This is a genomic window from Jannaschia sp. 2305UL9-9 (genome assembly GCF_041403465.1).
GTDB lineage: Bacteria > Pseudomonadota > Alphaproteobacteria > Rhodobacterales > Rhodobacteraceae > Jannaschia.
This window is the reverse complement of the sequence record NZ_JBGEHM010000002.1, coordinates 58945-75354: the sequence shown is the minus strand read 5'-3', so window position 1 is coordinate 75354 and position 16410 is coordinate 58945. Positions and strand designations below refer to the sequence as shown.

The following is a 16410-nucleotide window of genomic DNA, read 5'->3' as shown; positions in this document are numbered from 1 at the left end:
GCAGGACTTTTCCAAACAAATTTTCATTTTCGATAGCTTGTGATCGATTTTCCGGATCACCTCGCACGGTCATCGTGCCAGTTGCGTGCAACGTCCCGCGCAAGGTCCGCGCCGGTTTCCGCCAGATGGCTGCGCGGTTCCGTCAGATAGGAGGCCGTGAAGACCAATGGCGCGCAGGGCAGGCCGGGATCGAAAGCCTCGATCTGTCCATCCTGAATGACTGCGTTTGCCACGTCGGCGGGATAGGGTCCTACGGCGACGCCCGCCGCGATCATCCGCAGACTGGCCGAAAGGGACGCGCTGGAATACATCCGCACGCCCGGTCCGTGGGTGCGGGTCAATGCCTCGGACAATTCCCGATAGGGTCGGGTTCTGGTCGAATAGCTGATGACCGGCATCCGGGTCAGGTCGACCGGCCCCATGCCCGCCGCCTTGAACCAGCTGAGCGGGAAATCCGGCAGGGTGACGTTCTGGACAGTGAATTCCGACACCGGGCCCATCAGGAAGGCGAGGTCCAGCCCCCGTCCCAGAAGGGCGGACCGAAGGTTGAGCGATATGTCGACCGTCAGGTCCAGCGTCACGCGGGGAAATGTCGTGCTGAACGCCTTGATGAAGGCAGGCAGCCAGCTTTGCGCAATCGTCTCGGCGGCCCCGATGCGGAACAGGCCAGTCGCCTCTTCGGGGTCGGCGACACGCTTGCGGATTTCTTCTTCCACGAACAGCATCTGCTCGGCATAGGTCAGCAGGCTCTGCCCTTCGCGCGTCAGGATCAGGCCGCCCGGTTGGCGGTCGAACAACTGTCGGCGCAGCTCCGCCTCGAGGTTGGCGATCCGGCTCGAAACGGCGGGCTGCGACAGGTTCAGGCGCCCGGCGGCCCGCCGCACCCCGCCAAGGCGGGCGACCCAGAGAAATGTCCGCAACTGTTCCAGCGTCATGGCGCCCTCCGATCCGTCGGCACAGCCTAGCGGCCTTCGACACCATTGTCCGCACCATCGCGGCCAGCATGCCCAAGGTTGACGGCGGGCGCGTCGCCCGTGACACTTCCCGCTTTGTGACAACTGCGAAGGATAGGTCCTTGTCCCTGCCACGCGTGACGCTGCAATCGCTGGAGGCGTTCGAACGGGTCGCACGCACCGGTTCCGTTCAGGCGGCGGCGGCCGAGATGGGGCTGTCGATCTCCTCGGTCTCGCACCAGGTTGCGCGGTTGGAGGACCAGTTGGGCGCAACCCTTCTGGACCGCAGGCGCAGGCCCTTCGCCCTGACCCGCGAAGGACGGGAGGTCTTGCCGCATATGGCCGAAGCGCTGCGCCACTTGCGCCGCGCCAGCAGCGGCATGGCCATCGGTGGGCTGATGGGGGCCCGCTCCCTGCGCCTTGGCATCGTCGAGGATTTCGAAAGCCGGGTCACGCCCGACCTTGCCGTCGCCCTCGCCGCACAGATGCCGCAGGCGCGCCTGTCGATCCGCACGGTCATCAGCCACGAGGCCCCGGCCCTGTTGCGTCAGGATGCGCTCGACATGGCGCTCGTCTCGACCGATGCGGGGGCCGGGGCGGGGCTGCGCGTGGACCCCATCCTGCGTGATCCCTTCGTGGCCGCCCTGCCCGCCGATCTGCCGGAGGATCCGGCACGCCTGATCGCGGGGCAGGGCGGGCTGCCCTTCCTGCGCTTCAACCGCGGCCACATGATCGGCGCGCAGGTGGAGGCGCATCTGGCGCGCAACCGCGTCACCCTGCCGGACCGTTTCGCCTTCGACAGTGCGCAGTCGATCATGGCGGTCATCGCCAGCGGCGGCGGCTGGTCGATCCTGACGCCCCTCGGGTTCGCGCGGACCGAACGGTTCCAGGGCCAGGTGCGGTTGCACCCGCTGCCCCTGCCGTCATTCTCACGGAGCATCGCGCTCGTCTCCCGCCCCGATGGGGAAGGTCTGGTGGCGCAGGCCATCGCCCGTCTGATCCGCGACCTGACGCAGCGCGGCGCCGTCGACCCCGTGCTTGGCGGCCTGCCGTGGCTGTCGGGCGACTTTCGCGTCCTCGACCCCGCGCCATGAGGCCATTGCGTCAATCAGAGTTTCGAAGATATCGAAACTGCCGCCTCCGCGATTGACCCGGCCGCTGGTTGCGCCCTGATACCCACCGGGGCCGTGGCGCGCCCATCACTGCAACCGGAGGAACGAAGAGATGCGCGATCAGGCTCGGGTGGTGATTATCGGTGGTGGCATCGCCGGGTGTTCGGCCCTCTACCACCTTACGCAGGAGGGCTGGACCGACGTCATGCTGATCGAGCGGGATGAGCTGACCTCCGGCACGACGTGGCATTCGGCCGCGCAGGTCACGAACTTCGGCATGACGCAGACGATGGTCGGCCTGAAATCGCACTCCATCAAGCTCTACCAGGAACTGCGCGACGATCCCGAGTATCCCGTCGGCTACAACCACGGCGATGGCGGCATCCGCCTGGCCAACACCGAGGCGCAGATGGACGGCTATCGGCACTTCGCCTCCATGGCCGCCGGGATGGGCGTCGAATTCGAGGTGCTGGATGCTGAGGAATGCGCCCGCCGCCATCCCCTGATCTCGACCGACAACCTGCTGGGTGGCCTCTGGGACGGCAGCGACGGCCACATCGACCCCGCGCAATTGTGCCAGGCGCTGGCCCGCCGTGCGCGCCTTGCGGGGGCGGAGGTCAACCGCCACACGCCTGTCACCGGCCTGACGCAGCACGCGGATGCGACATGGACCGTCCACACCGAAAAGGGCGACGTAAAGTGCGAGATCGTCGTGAATGCGGGCGGCTACCGCTGCAACGAGATCGGCGCGATGATGGGCGTGCAGCACCCCGTCGCGTCGATGGAGCATCAGTATTTCCTGACCGAGGACATCCCGGCAATCGCCGAGGCCGGTCACCGCATCCCCCTGCTGCGCTGCCCGATCAGCGATTATTACTGTCGTCAGGAAAAGGGCGGCCTGCTGCTGGGCTTCTACGAACAGGATTGCCGCACCTGGGGGATGGACGGGATCGACCCGCATTTCACCAACGCGCTGTGCCCCGACGATCTGGACCGTGTGACCGACGTGCTGGAAGGCGCGTTCGAGCGGATGCCCTGCCTGACCGAGACGGGGATCCGCGAGGTCGTCAACGGCCCGATCACCTACACCATCGACGGCGCGCCGCTGGTTGGCCCGATCCCCGGCAAGCGGAACGCCTTCTGCATTATCGGTCTGCGCGCCGGTCTGGGTGAGGGCGGCGGCCACGGCTGGCTTCTGGCGCAGCAGATCGTGCATGGTGAGGCCGAATACGACACCTGGGGTCTCGACCCCCGCCGGTTCACCGGCCATGCCACGGTCGAGCTGACTGCACTCAAAGCAATCGAGGATTACCAGAACGAATTCCGCTTCCACTTTCCCCACGAACACCGCCCCGCCGGGCGCCCGATGAAGACGACCCCCCTGACGGCGGTGTTCGAGGCGGAGGGCGCCGAGATGGGCACCGTCAACGGGTGGGAGCGGATCGACTTTATCAAGCCGACCCGCGATTTCCACGAGACGCTGGGCTTCCGCTTCAACGAGGTGCAGGCCGTCGTCGCCGCCGAAGTGCAGGCCGTCGCCACCGGCGTGGGCCTGACCGAAGTCTCCGGCTTCAATCGCTTCGAACTGACCGGCACGGGCGTCCACGCCTTCCTCGACCGGATGATCTGCGGCGCGGTCACCAAGAAACCGGGCCGCGTCGGCCTCGGCTACCTTCTGAACCATCACGGCATGCTCAAGGCCGAGGCGACGGTCGCCAACATCCCCGCCTCCGACCGGGGGCCGGACCGCGTCTGGTACGGGTCAGCGGCGGCGTCCGAGTTTCACGACATGGACTGGCTGACCACGCACCTGACACCGGACGACGACGTTCAGATCCGGTCGCTGACCAACGATCAGACGATCCTCGTGCTGGCAGGGCCAAGGGCCCGCGATGTGTTGCAGGCCGCCGCGCGCGGCGACTGGTCCCGCGACGCCTTTCCTTGGCTGTCGGTGCGCGAGGCGCATGTCGGCATCGCCCCGGTCACCGTGCTGGGCGTCAGCTTTTCGGGCGAACTCGCCTACGAAATCCACGTGCCAAACCAATCCCTTGCTGCCGCCTATACCGCCATGCGCCGCGCGGGCGCAGCCCACGGTCTGCGCCTGTTCGGTGCGCGCGCGGTGGATTCGATGCGCCTTGAAAAGGGTTTCCTGCACTGGAAGGCCGACATCCTGACGGAATTCGACCCGTTCGAGACCGGCCTCGACCGTTTCGTCAAACTGCAAAAGCCGGATTTCGTCGGCAAGGCGGCGCTACTGGATGCGGTGGACCGGGGTCCGCGCAAGAAGCTGGTGACGCTGACCGTCGACTGCACGCATGCCGCGGCACATCCCGGGGCGTCCGTGCGTCTGAATGGCAGGATCGTGGGGACCGTCACGTCAGGCGATTGGGGCCACCGGACGGGCCTGAACCTTGCCTATGCCTTCGTGGATCCCGAGGTTGCGGCGCCTGATACGGCTTTGACCGTGGATGTCATCGGCGCGCCGACGCCGGCCATGGTGATCCCCACCGGTCCCTATGACCCCGGCTACGACCGGATGCGCGCCTGATCCCCGGCACAGCGAACCCAAGATGCGATCCTGTCGGCGGACCTGTCAGGAATGGTCCGCCGACGGAATGGGCAATCAGCCCGCTGCGCGGGACTGACGCTTGCGCTCATGCGGGTCGAGGAAGCGCTTGCGCAGGCGGATCGACTGCGGCGTCACCTCGACCAGTTCGTCGTTGTCGATATAGGCGATCGCCTGTTCCAGCGTCAGGGTGATCGGCGTGGTCAGACGCACGGCTTCGTCGGTGCCCGATGCGCGCACGTTGGTCAGCTTCTTGCCCTTCAGCGGGTTCACTTCGAGATCGTTGTCGCGGTTGTGCTCGCCGATGATCATGCCCTGATAGACCTGTTCCTGCGAGCCGATGAAGAATTTGCCGCGATCTTCGAGGTTCCACAGTGCGTAGGCGACGGACACGCCGTCCTCCATCGAGATCAGCACACCCTGACGACGGCCGGGGATGGAGCCCTTGAACGGTGCCCATTCGTGGAACACGCGGTTCAGGACACCCGTTCCGCGCGTGTCGGTCAGGAATTCGCCGTGATAGCCGATCAGGCCGCGCGACGGGACGTGCGCAATGATGCGCGTCTTGCCGGCGCCCGCCTGCTTCATCTCGACCAGGTCGCCCTTGCGGGTGCCCGTGATCTTTTCGATCACGACGCCGGAGTATTCGTCATCCACGTCGATGGTGACTTCCTCGACCGGCTCCATCCGCTGTCCGTCGACTTCCTGGAACAGGACCTGGGGGCGCGAGATGGAAAGCTCGAAGCCTTCGCGGCGCATGTTCTCGATCAGCACGCCCATCTGCAGTTCGCCGCGACCGGCAACCTCGAACGCCTCGCCACCGGGGGTGTCGCTGATCTTGATGGCGACGTTGACCTCGGCCTCCTTCATCAGGCGATCACGGATGACGCGCGACTGGACCTTCTTTCCTTCCCGACCGGCGAGGGGCGAGTCGTTGATGCCGAAGGTCACGGTGATGGTCGGCGGGTCGATCGGCTGTGCGGGCAGGGGCACGTCGATGGAGGTGTCGGCCAATGTATCGGCAACCGTCGCCTTGGCCATGCCCGCGATGGTGACGATATCGCCTGCTTCGGCCGTCTCGATGGGTTGCAGGGCAAGGCCCCGGAACGCCTGGATCTTGGTGACGCGGAACTGCTCGATCTTGTCGCCGGTGCGCGACAGGGCGTGCAGGGTCTGACCGGTCTTGAGGGTGCCCGATTCGACGCGCCCCGTCAGGATGCGCCCGATGAACGGGTCGGCGCCCAGCGTGGTGGCCAGCATGCGGAACGGCTTGTCCTTGTCGACAACCTGCTTGGGAGTTTCGACGTGATCGACGATCAGGTCGAACAGCGCGTCGAGGTTTTCGCGCGGGCCGTCGAGTTCCGTGTCCGCCCAGCCGCTGCGACCGGAGGCATAGAGGACCGGGAAATCCAATTGCTCGTCATCGGCCCCGAGAGAGGCGAAGAGATCGAAGCATTCGTCCAGCGCGCGGTCGGGCTCCGCATCGGGCTTGTCGACCTTGTTGAGCACGACGATCGGCTTGAGGCCCAGCGCCAGCGCCTTGGATGTCACGAACTTGGTCTGCGGCATCGGGCCTTCTGCGGCATCCACCAGCAGGACCACGCCATCCACCATCGACAGGATCCGCTCCACCTCGCCGCCGAAGTCGGCGTGGCCGGGCGTGTCGACGATGTTGATGCGGATGCCTTTCCATTCGACGGAGGTCGCCTTGGCGAGGATGGTGATGCCGCGCTCGCGCTCCAGGTCGTTGCTGTCCATGGCACGTTCGGTCACGGCCTCGTTCTCGCGGTAGACGCCGGATTGCTTGAGCAGCTCGTCCACCAGGGTCGTTTTGCCGTGGTCGACGTGTGCGATGATCGCGATATTGCGAAGGTCCATGATGCTCATGCCTCGAAAAATGGGATGCCCGAAATGTCAGGATTCCCGCGCGCCTACACTGCACCCGCAGAAAACGCCAGAGGTTTGGCGCCCGCCTGCGGCCTTCCGCCCATTCCCGCACGTGCCGTCTTTCGCGACCCGGCGACCTGTGGTTCTGTCCGCGGCATGCTGCGTATCCTTGCCCTGCTGGCCCTGACCGCCCCCGCCGCCGCCCCCGCGATGGAGTTTCCGTCGCCGGTGACCGACGACGCCTATCGCACGACGGACCCGGCGACGGTGACGCTGGGCCGCCTGCTGTTCTGGGACCCGATCCTGTCGGGCAACCGCAACATCAGCTGCGGCACCTGCCATCATCCGGCCTTCGGCACCGGCGACGGGCTGTCGCTGGGCTTGGGCGAGGGCGGCCTCGGCCTCGGCCCCGAACGTGTGGCCGACCCCGACAACCCGCCCGAGCAACGCATTCCCCGCAACGCGCCCGCCCTGTGGAACCTCGGCGCGAAGGAGTTCACCGTCCTCTTCCACGATGGCCGCATAGAAGACACGGCAGCGGGCCTGCGCACCCCCATGGGGCCGGAAATGACCGAAGGGTTCGCGTCCCTTCTGTCGGCGCAGACCATGTTCCCGGTCCTCTCCCCCGACGAGATGGCGGGCCACTACAGCGAGAACGACGTCAGCCGCGCCGTTCGGCAGGGGATCATCACCGGCCCCGGCGGGGCCTGGGACCTGTTGTCGGACCGGGTGCGCGCAATTCCGGACTACGTGGCCATGTTCGACGCCGCCATGCCGGGACGCGACATCACCTTCCCCGCCATCTCGGACGCCATCGCCGCATTCATGGAGCATGAATGGCGCAGCGACACTGCGCCCTTCGACGCGTGGCTGCGCGGCGAGGGGGACATGCATCCCAACGCCCTGCGCGGGGTGGAGCTGTTCTACGGCTCCGCGGGCTGTGCGACCTGCCATTCCGGCCCGTTCCAGACCGACCACGATTTCCACGCCACCGGCCAGCCGCAGCTGGGGCCGGGCAAGGCCGCCCGGTTCGAGACGCACGCCCGCGATGAAGGCCGCGCCCGCGTGACCGGCGCCGATGCCGACCGCTTTGCCTTCCGCACGCCCAGCTTGCGCAACGTGACCGAGACGGGGCCCTGGGGACACGCGGGGGCCTACGGCAACCTGCGCGATTTCCTGCGCGACCATGCCGCGCCCCGGTCGGCCCTTGGCGCGTATCGGCGCGACGTCATCCTGCCCGAGCTGCCGGTGGAGGATTGGCGCATCCTCGACGACCCGGAGGAGGTGACGGCCATCTCCGCCGCGATCCGCGGGCCGGACCGAGTGCTGTCGGAGGCCGATGTGACGGCCCTCATGGCTTTCCTCGAAGCGCTCACCGACCCCGTCGCCCTGACCGGTCGCGCGGGCGTTCCGGAGGTCGTGCCCTCGGGCCTGCCCGTCGACCGTTGAGGCGACGGCGAGTCGGAATCGACCGTGCCGGGGTGGCAGGAAAGTTACCCCGAAATGTGAAGATCGGGGCCGGGAGTTACCCCGAAATGTGAAATCAGCTGTCGCTGTGGGTCAGGGAGACGAAGACGTCTTCGAGGTCCGCCTCCTCGGTGCGGACGTCGCGGATGCTGATGCCTGCGGCATGGACGGCAGCCAGCAATTGCTCTGCCGAAACACGCGCGCGGTTGTAGGTCAGCGCCAGCGATCCATCTGCCCGCCGCTCCATCTCGACCCCCTCGGGTAGGGCGATGTCGTCTGCCGGACCCTCGGGCACGATGATCATGGTCTTGCCATCCAACCTGTTGAGAAGATTGGACGTCTTGTCGCGGATCACCAGCTCGCCCTGGTTGACGATGGCAATCTCGTCGCACATTTCCTGCGCTTCCTCGAGGTAGTGGGTGGTCAGGATGATGGTCATCCCGCGCTCTTCGTTCAGCCGCCGCACGTTGCGCCACAGCATCTGGCGCAGCTCGATATCCACGCCGGCGGTGGGTTCATCCAGCACGAGGATCTGCGGATGATGCACGAGCGCCTTGGCCAGCAGCAGGCGACGCCGCATCCCGCCGGACAGGGTGCGCGCATAGGCGTCGGCCTTGTCGGCCAGCCCGACAAGGTCGAGGATCTCCGCCGTGCGGCGATCGCGCTTGGGAACACCATAGAGGCCGGCCTGCACCTCCAATGCCGCGGCGGGGGCAAAGAACGGGTCGAGGTTCAGTTCCTGTGGCATGACACCGATGGCGGCCCGGGACTGTCGCGGGTTCACGTCCTGATCGAAACCCCAGATGCGTACCTTGCCCGCCGTCTTGCGAACAAGACCGGCAAGGATGTTGATCGTGGTCGATTTTCCCGCACCGTTCGGCCCCAGCAGGCCGAAGATGCTGCCTGTCGGAATGCTCAGGTCCAGACCCTTCAGCGCCTCTTTCGGCGGGGTCTTTCCATCGCCCTGATAGACCTTGCGCAGACCTTCGATCTCGATGGCATTGCTCATGGGGTGCATTCCTTCCGGTAGGTCCGCGCGAGGTAGAGCCGGCAGGCGCGCAAGGCAACCTGCGCAGGCGCGCAGGTCCCTTGCGGGGCCCGCGGCGGTTGTCGCATAAGGGCGACAACGCAGACACGCCCGGAAGGCCCGCCATGACCCAGCCGAACGATACGCCCCCCGAGACTGAAACCGTCACCGTCACGCGTGTCGCCTGTGATGGTGGCGAAGGCGCGCTGGGTCATCCCCGCGTCTGGCTTTCGATCGATCCCAAGGTTGGCTGGGTCGAATGCGGCTACTGCGACAAGCGCTTCGTGCTGGACGGCGACGGCCACTAGCCGTCCGGCCCGGGGATACCGGCCAGCGGGACTGCCCCGCTTGAAGCCGGGCATGTGTCGGCCCATCTTGTGGGGCACCGATCGCTGCGCCGACGCCGACCGGACGCGCAATGGAGGACAGCATGCCGGATGATACCGCCTTCATGACCGAACCTGCCGCCGCTGCGCAGGGCAAAACGGCCGTTCTGTATCGCATGGTGATGCCCTCGCATCTGTGTCCTTCGGGGCTCAAGGCCGAGAACCTGCTGCGCAGCAAGGGCTATGAGGTCGACGACCGTCATCTGACATCGCGGCCACAGGTCGATGCGTTCAAGGAACTGCATGGTGTCGCCACCACGCCGCAGGTCTGGATCGACGGTCAGCGGGTCGGCGGCTATCAGGATCTGCGCGCGGCAATCACCGATCACGACCCGAAGGCGCGGACCTATCGGCCCGTGATCTATCTCTTCGCGGTCGCCGCGGCCACCGCGATCGCCCTGTCGATCGGGTTTGTCGGCGCGTTGACGTGGCAGACGCTGGGCTGGTTCATCTCGATCTCGATGATCCTGCTGGGCATGCAGAAGCTGCGCGACATCGACGGCTTCACCACGGGGTTCCTGTCCTATGACCTGCTGGCGCGACGTTGGGTGCCCTATGCCTATATCTATCCGTGGATCGAGACGGGGGCCGGTATCCTGATGACGGGAATGCTGCTTACGTGGCTCGCCGCGCCGGCGGCCCTTTTCGTGGCCACCATAGGGGCCGTATCGGTCATCAAGGCGGTCTATGTCGACAAGCGGGAGCTGGCCTGCGCCTGTGTGGGCGGTGGGTCGAACGTGCCGCTGGGGGCCGTTTCCCTGACCGAAAACCTCGGGATGATGGCGATGTCGATCGTCATGCTGGTGCTTCTGTTCGCGTGAGGTCCGTCGCCTGCGCTCCGAGGACAGCCTGATCGCGCGGCGCATCCTGATCCTTTCGGTCCGGGCGCTGGCGGTTCTCTGCGTCGGCCTGCTTGGCTGGTTCGTCGCCGGGTTTCTGGGGGCATTGGTGACGGTCACCGGCCCAAAGGTCGACGCGGCACGATCCGGCCCGACGACGGACATCTACCTCGTCGGCAGTGCGATCCATTATGACTTTCTGTTGCCCGCGACCCCCGATGTGCGGCAGGCCTTCGCCTTTGCCGCAGATGCAGGTGTCCCGGTGGCGGGGGCCGATTGGATCCTTGTCGGGTGGGGCGCACGGCAGTTCTATACGGCGACGGGCGGCTATGGGGACATGCGGCCCGGACCTGTTTGGCGGGCCGTGACGGGGGATGCTTCTGTCCTGCGTGTCGATGCCTTCGGCCCCCTCGACCTGTCGGGGCAGCAGCGGGTCCGGCTGAACGAGGCGCAGGTTTCGGCGCTCGTGACGGCCATCGTCGGGTCGACCACCGGACAGTTGGTGCCGGATACGGGCTTTACGGCGACGGATGCGTTCTTCGTCGGGCGCGGGCGATTTCATTTGTTGCGGACGTGCAATGTCTGGATCGGAGAGATGCTGCGCGCGGCGGGCCTGCCGTTCGGCCGCTGGACGCCGACACCTGCCGCAGTCCGCCTGTCACTGACGCGGCTGGCCCCCGATCAGGTCGGGGGCGACGGATGACCTGACGAGAACGTAATCTTTTCCTCACCGAATTCGTGCTATCTTGAATGTCATGTTGCCAACCGATCCCTCATCCGGTGCCGATATAACGGCGCGCCCCTATGACCGGGCCGAGTTGATCAGCGATGCCGTCATTCACCTTGCGGGGCTTGTTCTCGCGCTTGCTGCCGTCCCGGTTCTGATCACGCTTACGGCGGTCTGGCGCGGCGATGTCATGGGGCTGGTGGGCGTATCGATCTATGGTGCGACCCTGATCGCGATGCTGTCGGCGTCACTGGCGTACAACCACATCGATCGCCCCGAATGGTCCGAATGGCTGCGCCGGCTGGACATGTCGGCAATCTACCTCAAGATCGCGGGGACGGTGACGCCTTTCGCCCTGCTGTCGGGAACGGGCGTCTGGTTTCTTGTGGTGATGTGGACGGCCGCGGTTCTGGCTGCCGTGTCGGTCTTTCTGCGCAAACGACGGTCCAGCATGGTCAGCGTCTGCATAGGACTGGCCATGGGATGGGCCGTTCTGGTGGGCGGCGGCGACGTGATCGCCACGACGACATGGCCGGTTTTCCTTCTGATGGTTGCGGGGGGGCTTCTGTATTCCCTCGGCACCCCGTTCCTGCTGCTGGAAAGAATGCGTTTTCACAATGCGATCTGGCACGGGTTTGTCGTTGTCGCCTCTGTCGTCTATTTCGTGGCGATCACATGGCACCTCGCGGTGACGGCCACCTGACGTCACGCGTGACTTGACCGTCACCTTATCCATGTTATCAAGGTTTATCTATTTTAGATAACATCGGGTAATCCGGATAACATGGACCCTAGAACCAATCCTTTCGCACCCGGTGCCGGCGCCCGTCCCCCCGCCTTCGCCGGGCGGGAGCAGATATTGGAAGCGGCAGACATTGCTCTCGATCGTCAGATCGCAGGACGCCATGCCAACAGCATGATCCTGCTGGGTTTGCGCGGTGTCGGCAAAACCGTTCTGCTGAACCGTCTGCACGAAGAGGCAAAGGCCAAGGGCTATGAGACCGTGCGCCTTGAGGTGCCGGATGCGGCGGGCGGCCATCTGGCGCGGATGCTGGTGCCGATGCTCGATTCGGTTCTGCGGCGGCTGGACCGCAGGCAGGCCGCGCAGGATGCGATGGGCCGGGCAGGGGCCGCGCTGGTCAACTTCGCGGCGGCTTTCAAGATCAGCTATCAGGGGTTCGCCCTGGGCCTCGATGGCGATGGCCTCGCGGCCGGGTCCGGCAACATGGAGGCGGACCTGCCCGACCTGATGCGCGCCGTCTGGGAGGCGGCGGCGGATCGCAAGACCGCGCTGGGCCTGTTCATAGACGAGGTGCAGTATTTGTCGCGCGATGAACTGTCGGCCCTTGCGCGCACCTGTCACGAGGCCGCGCAGCAGGGCGGGCGGTTCCTGATGATCGGTGCCGGTCTGCCGCAGATCGCCGCCCTCGCCGGTGATGCCAAATCCTATGCCGAGCGGCTGTTTTCCTATCCGGAGGTCGGCCCCCTGTCGGACGCCGCCGCGCGCGAGGTTCTGTCCCGCCCCGCCGCCGAGGAAGGGGTCGCCTTCGAGGATGCCGCGCTGGACCGCATCGTGGCGGACACCGAGGGCTATGCCTATTTCCTGCAAAGCTGGGGCAAGTTCGTCTGGGACGAGGCGGACGCCAGCCCGATCACCGAGGACGACGTGATCCGCGCGCACCCAGCCATCCGCGCCGATCTTGATGAAAGTTTCTTCCGCGTTCGCTATGACCGGTCATCGCCCGCCGAACAGCAATACCTGCGCGCCATGGCGGAGTTGGGACCCGGCCCGCATCAGACCGGCGACGTCGCGAAAATACTGGGCACCGAAAGCAGCCAGGTTGCCAACACCCGTCGAAAGCTGATCGAAGCGGGAATGATATACAGCCAGCGGCACGGCGAGACGGCGTTCACCGTGCCCCTGTTCGACACCTTCATGCGGCGCACGATGCCGGACCTCGTGCCCTATACGCCCCGAAAGCGAGGCTGAGATGACATTCGGCAAAGGCCACCACCTGCACCTGATCGACGGATCGGCGTTCATCTTCCGCGCCTTCCACGCGCTGCCGCCGCTGACGCGGAAATCCGACGGCCTGCCGATCGGCGCGGTCAGCGGGTTCTGCAACATGCTGGACCGTTACGTGCAGGACAACTCCGGCCCGGATGCGGCGACCCATGTGGCGGTGATCTTCGACAAGGGGTCGCACACCTTTCGCAACGACATGTACGATCAGTACAAGGCCAACCGGTCGGAGATGCCCGAGGATCTGCGCCCCCAGATCCCCCTGACGCGCGAGGCGACGATCGCCTTCAATATCGCCTGCGAGGAGATGGAGGGGTTCGAGGCCGACGACATCATAGCGACCCTGTCCTGCATGGCGCGGGATGCGGGCGGGCGGGTCACCATCGTGTCGTCCGACAAGGACCTGATGCAGCTGGTCGGCGACGGGGTCGAGATGCTGGACCCGATGAAGAACGTCCGCATCGACGTGGACGGCGTGCGCCAGAAGTTCGGCGTCGATCCGCATGAGGTCGTGGACGTGCAGGCATTGGCCGGGGACAGTGTCGACAACGTGCCCGGCGCGCCGGGCATCGGCATCAAGACCGCCGCCCAGCTGATCAACGAATACGGCACCCTGGAAGAGCTGCTGGATCGCGCGGAAGAGATCAAGCAGCCCAAGCGCCGCCAGACCCTGATCGAGCATCGCGCGCAGATCGAGCTGTCCAAGCGCCTCGTGCAGCTGGATTGCGAGACGCCGATCACCTTCGGGCTGGATGACCTCGAACTGCGCGATGCCGTCGCCGAGGATCTTCTGGCTTTCCTCAACCGGATGGAATTCCGCAGCCTGACCCGCAAGATCGCGGACCGCTTTGACATGGACCCGCCCGCGATGGTCGAGGCGTCGCCCCAGGCCGACATGCCCGAGGTTCCCACCGAGGTGCCGATCGATCCCTCCGCCTACGAAATCGTGCGCGATGAGGCCGCGTTGCAGGCCTGGATCGACCGGGTTTATGCGGCGGGCGAAGTCGCGGTCGACACGGAGACCACCTCCTTGAACGAGATGCGCGCCGACCTCGTGGGCATCTCGCTGGCCACGGAACCGGGGGTCGCCTGCTATATCCCCCTGACGCACCGGTCGGGTGGCGGCGACCTGTTCGACACCGACGCCCTGGCCGAGGGGCAGGTCGCCAAAGCCCGCGCGCTGGAGATGCTCAAGCCGATGCTGGAGGATGGATCGATCCTCAAGATCGGCCAGAACATGAAATACGACTACAAGATCTTCGCGTTGGAGGGGATCACGGTCGCCCCGATCGACGACACCATGCTGCTGTCCTATGCGCAGCACGGCGGGTTGCACGGGCACGGCATGGATGCCTTGGCCGACCGCTATCTCAACCATCAGCCGATCCCGATCAAGGACCTGATCGGAACCGGCAAGTCGCAGGTCACCTTCGACCGCGTCGCCATCGACAAGGCCGCCCCCTATGCGGCCGAGGATGCGGACGTCACCCTGCGCCTGCACCGCCTGTTCAAGCCGCGCCTGCACAGCGCGCGGGTGACGCAGGTCTACGAGACGCTGGAGCGCCCCCTCGTCCCCGTCCTTGCGCTGATGGAAATGGCGGGCATCCAGGTCGACCGCAATGTCCTCAGCCGGATGTCCGGGGCCTTCGCCCAGAAGATGGCAGGGCTGGAGGAGGAGATCCACGCCAGCGCCGGCAAGCCGTTCAACGTCGGATCGCCCGCGCAATTGGGGGAGATCCTGTTCGGCGAGATGGGCCTGCCCGGCGGCAAGAAGACCAAGGCCGGCAAATGGTCCACCGGGGCCGACGTGCTGGAGGATCTGGCCACCGAACACGGGCTGCCGCGCCTGATCCTCGACTGGCGGCAGCTGTCCAAGCTGAAGTCGACCTACACGGATGCGCTTCAGGATCACATCAACCCCGACACGGGACGTGTCCACACGTCGTATTCCATCGCGGGGGCGAACACCGGGCGCCTCGCCTCGACCGATCCGAACCTGCAGAACATCCCCGTCCGGTCGGAGGAAGGCCGCCGCATCCGCGAGGCCTTCGTCGCCCCCGAGGGCCGCGTGATCGTCGCCCTCGATTACAGTCAGATCGAATTGCGCATTCTCGCCCATATCGCCGGGATCGACGCGCTCAAGCAGGCGTTCAAGGACGGTCAGGACATCCACGCCATCACGGCCAGCCAGATGTTCGGCGTCCCGCTGGACCAGATGACCCCCGACGTGCGGCGTCAGGCCAAGGCCATCAATTTCGGCGTGATCTACGGCATCTCGGGCTTTGGTCTTGCGCGCAACCTGCGCATCCCGCGGGCCGAGGCGCAGGCCTTCATCGACACCTACTTCGAACGCTTCCCCGGCATCCGCGCCTACATGGACGACACGGTGGCCTTCGCCAAAAAACACGACCGGGTCGAAACCCTGTTCGGCCGCCGCATCCACACGCCCGAGATCAACGCCAAGGGTCCGGGCGCCGGTTTTGCCAAGCGCGCGGCGATCAACGCCCCGATTCAAGGCACCGCCGCCGATGTCATCCGCCGCGCGATGGTGCGGATGGAGCCTGCGATTGCTGACCTCGACGCGAGGATGCTGCTTCAGGTGCATGACGAACTGTTGTTCGAAGTCGCGGAGCAGGACGCCGAGGCCCTGATCGAGCGCGCACGCGACGTGATGGAGGGCGCGCACCGGCCGGTCGTCGATCTGTCGGTGCCCCTGATCGTCGATGCGGGGCAGGGGCCGAACTGGGCCGCCGCACATTGATCGGCGCACCGTCATCCTGCCTTCCTCTGGCCGAAAATACCTCGCGGGGGTCCGGGGGTGTGATCCCCCCGGCCTCTCGACCTGCGCGCATGCAAGCATCATGCTGATCGCCTTCAACAAGCCGATGAACACGCTCAGCCAGTTCACGGACGAGGGGAAATGGCACGGCCTTTCGCGCTTTGGCCTGCCATCGGGCGTCTATGCCGCCGGGCGGTTGGACCGCGACAGCGAGGGGCTGCTGCTGCTGACGGATGACGGCAAGCTTCAGGCGCGCATCACCTCGCCACGCACGAAAACCCCCAAGACCTATTTCGCCATGGTCGAGGGCACGCCATCCGCCGATGCGCTTGCCGCCTTGTGCGCAGGCATCACCCTCAAGGATGGGCCGACGGCCCCGGCAGAGGTCGCGCAGGTGGATGCCCCCGATTGGCTCTGGCCGCGCGATCCGCCCGTGCGCCATCGCAAGACGGTTCCGGACGCATGGCTGCGCCTGACGATCACCGAAGGCCGCAACCGTCAGGTCCGGCGCATGTGTGCGCATGTCGGCCTGCCCGTCCTGCGGCTGATCCGCTGGTCCGTCGCGGGCCATGCTTTGGTGGATCTCGCCCCCGGTGACTGGCGGGCGGTATAGCCAGTTTCGGCGCGACCACCCGTCCGACCCG

At 66.1% G+C, this 16410-nt stretch carries 13 protein-coding genes; 10 read left to right on the top strand and 3 right to left on the bottom strand.

All coding sequences use genetic code 11. From position 1 onward, the window contains the following. Positions 1–56: 56 nt before the first annotated feature. The gene (locus V6N07_RS08160; RefSeq protein ID WP_371155515.1) at positions 57–935 is read right to left on the bottom strand and encodes a LysR substrate-binding domain-containing protein; all 879 of its coding nucleotides are present in this window, start codon (positions 933–935) and stop codon (positions 57–59) included. Positions 936–1075: 140 nt separating this feature from the next. On the opposite strand from V6N07_RS08160, the gene V6N07_RS08155 reads away from it, so the two are divergent. Together V6N07_RS08155 and V6N07_RS08150 are read left to right on the top strand one after the other, a co-directional pair. Beyond that, on the top strand, positions 1076–2047 hold the full coding sequence (locus V6N07_RS08155; RefSeq protein ID WP_371155514.1) for a LysR family transcriptional regulator: 972 nt from the start codon (positions 1076–1078) through the stop codon (positions 2045–2047). Between the two features lie 130 nt (positions 2048–2177). After that, entirely contained in the window at positions 2178–4613 is a 2436-nt protein-coding gene (locus V6N07_RS08150) for an FAD-dependent oxidoreductase (RefSeq protein WP_371155513.1), read from the top strand. A 75-nt stretch (positions 4614–4688) separates the two neighbouring features. Here the strand turns inward: V6N07_RS08150 and typA are convergent, their stop codons facing one another. Continuing rightward, the gene (gene typA, locus V6N07_RS08145; RefSeq protein ID WP_371156793.1) at positions 4689–6509 is read right to left on the bottom strand and encodes a translational GTPase TypA; all 1821 of its coding nucleotides are present in this window, start codon (positions 6507–6509) and stop codon (positions 4689–4691) included. 165 nt (positions 6510–6674) lie between these two features. Between typA and V6N07_RS08140 the strand changes: the two genes are divergently transcribed. Next, positions 6675–7967: a cytochrome-c peroxidase gene (locus tag V6N07_RS08140; RefSeq protein ID WP_371155511.1), complete on the top strand. Its 1293-nt coding sequence runs from the start codon at positions 6675–6677 to the stop codon at positions 7965–7967. A gap of 94 nt (positions 7968–8061) precedes the next feature. Here the strand turns inward: V6N07_RS08140 and V6N07_RS08135 are convergent, their stop codons facing one another. Continuing rightward, positions 8062–8994: an ABC transporter ATP-binding protein gene (locus V6N07_RS08135; protein WP_371155509.1), complete on the bottom strand. Its 933-nt coding sequence runs from the start codon at positions 8992–8994 to the stop codon at positions 8062–8064. 143 nt (positions 8995–9137) lie between these two features. Here V6N07_RS08135 and V6N07_RS08130 point away from each other — a divergent pair, with 143 nt between their 5' ends. The 7 genes from V6N07_RS08130 (at position 9138) to V6N07_RS08100 (ending at position 16379) form a co-directional block, all read left to right on the top strand. Next, a complete protein-coding gene (locus tag V6N07_RS08130) occupies positions 9138–9320 on the top strand; it encodes a zinc-finger domain-containing protein (protein ID WP_371155507.1) in 183 nt (60 codons plus the stop codon). Positions 9321–9442: 122 nt separating this feature from the next. Continuing rightward, positions 9443–10219 carry a MauE/DoxX family redox-associated membrane protein gene (locus V6N07_RS08125; RefSeq protein WP_371155505.1) on the top strand — a complete coding sequence of 259 codons (777 nt, stop codon included), beginning with the start codon at positions 9443–9445 and terminating at the stop codon, positions 10217–10219. 127 nt (positions 10220–10346) lie between these two features. Then, positions 10347–10940, top strand: a complete 594-nt coding sequence (locus V6N07_RS08120) for a DUF2459 domain-containing protein (RefSeq protein WP_371155503.1) — start codon at positions 10347–10349, stop codon at positions 10938–10940. Positions 10941–10992: 52 nt separating this feature from the next. Next, positions 10993–11667 carry a hemolysin III family protein gene (locus V6N07_RS08115; protein ID WP_371155501.1) on the top strand — a complete coding sequence of 225 codons (675 nt, stop codon included), beginning with the start codon at positions 10993–10995 and terminating at the stop codon, positions 11665–11667. An 81-nt stretch (positions 11668–11748) separates the two neighbouring features. Beyond that, on the top strand, positions 11749–12954 hold the full coding sequence (locus V6N07_RS08110) for an AAA family ATPase (protein ID WP_371155499.1): 1206 nt from the start codon (positions 11749–11751) through the stop codon (positions 12952–12954). A gap of 1 nt (position 12955) precedes the next feature. After that, positions 12956–15748, top strand: coding sequence for a DNA polymerase I (gene polA / locus V6N07_RS08105; RefSeq protein WP_371155497.1), 2793 nt, complete (start codon positions 12956–12958; stop codon positions 15746–15748). Positions 15749–15848: 100 nt separating this feature from the next. Next, entirely contained in the window at positions 15849–16379 is a 531-nt protein-coding gene (locus V6N07_RS08100) for a pseudouridine synthase (RefSeq protein WP_371155495.1), read from the top strand. Positions 16380–16410: the final 31 nt, after the last annotated feature.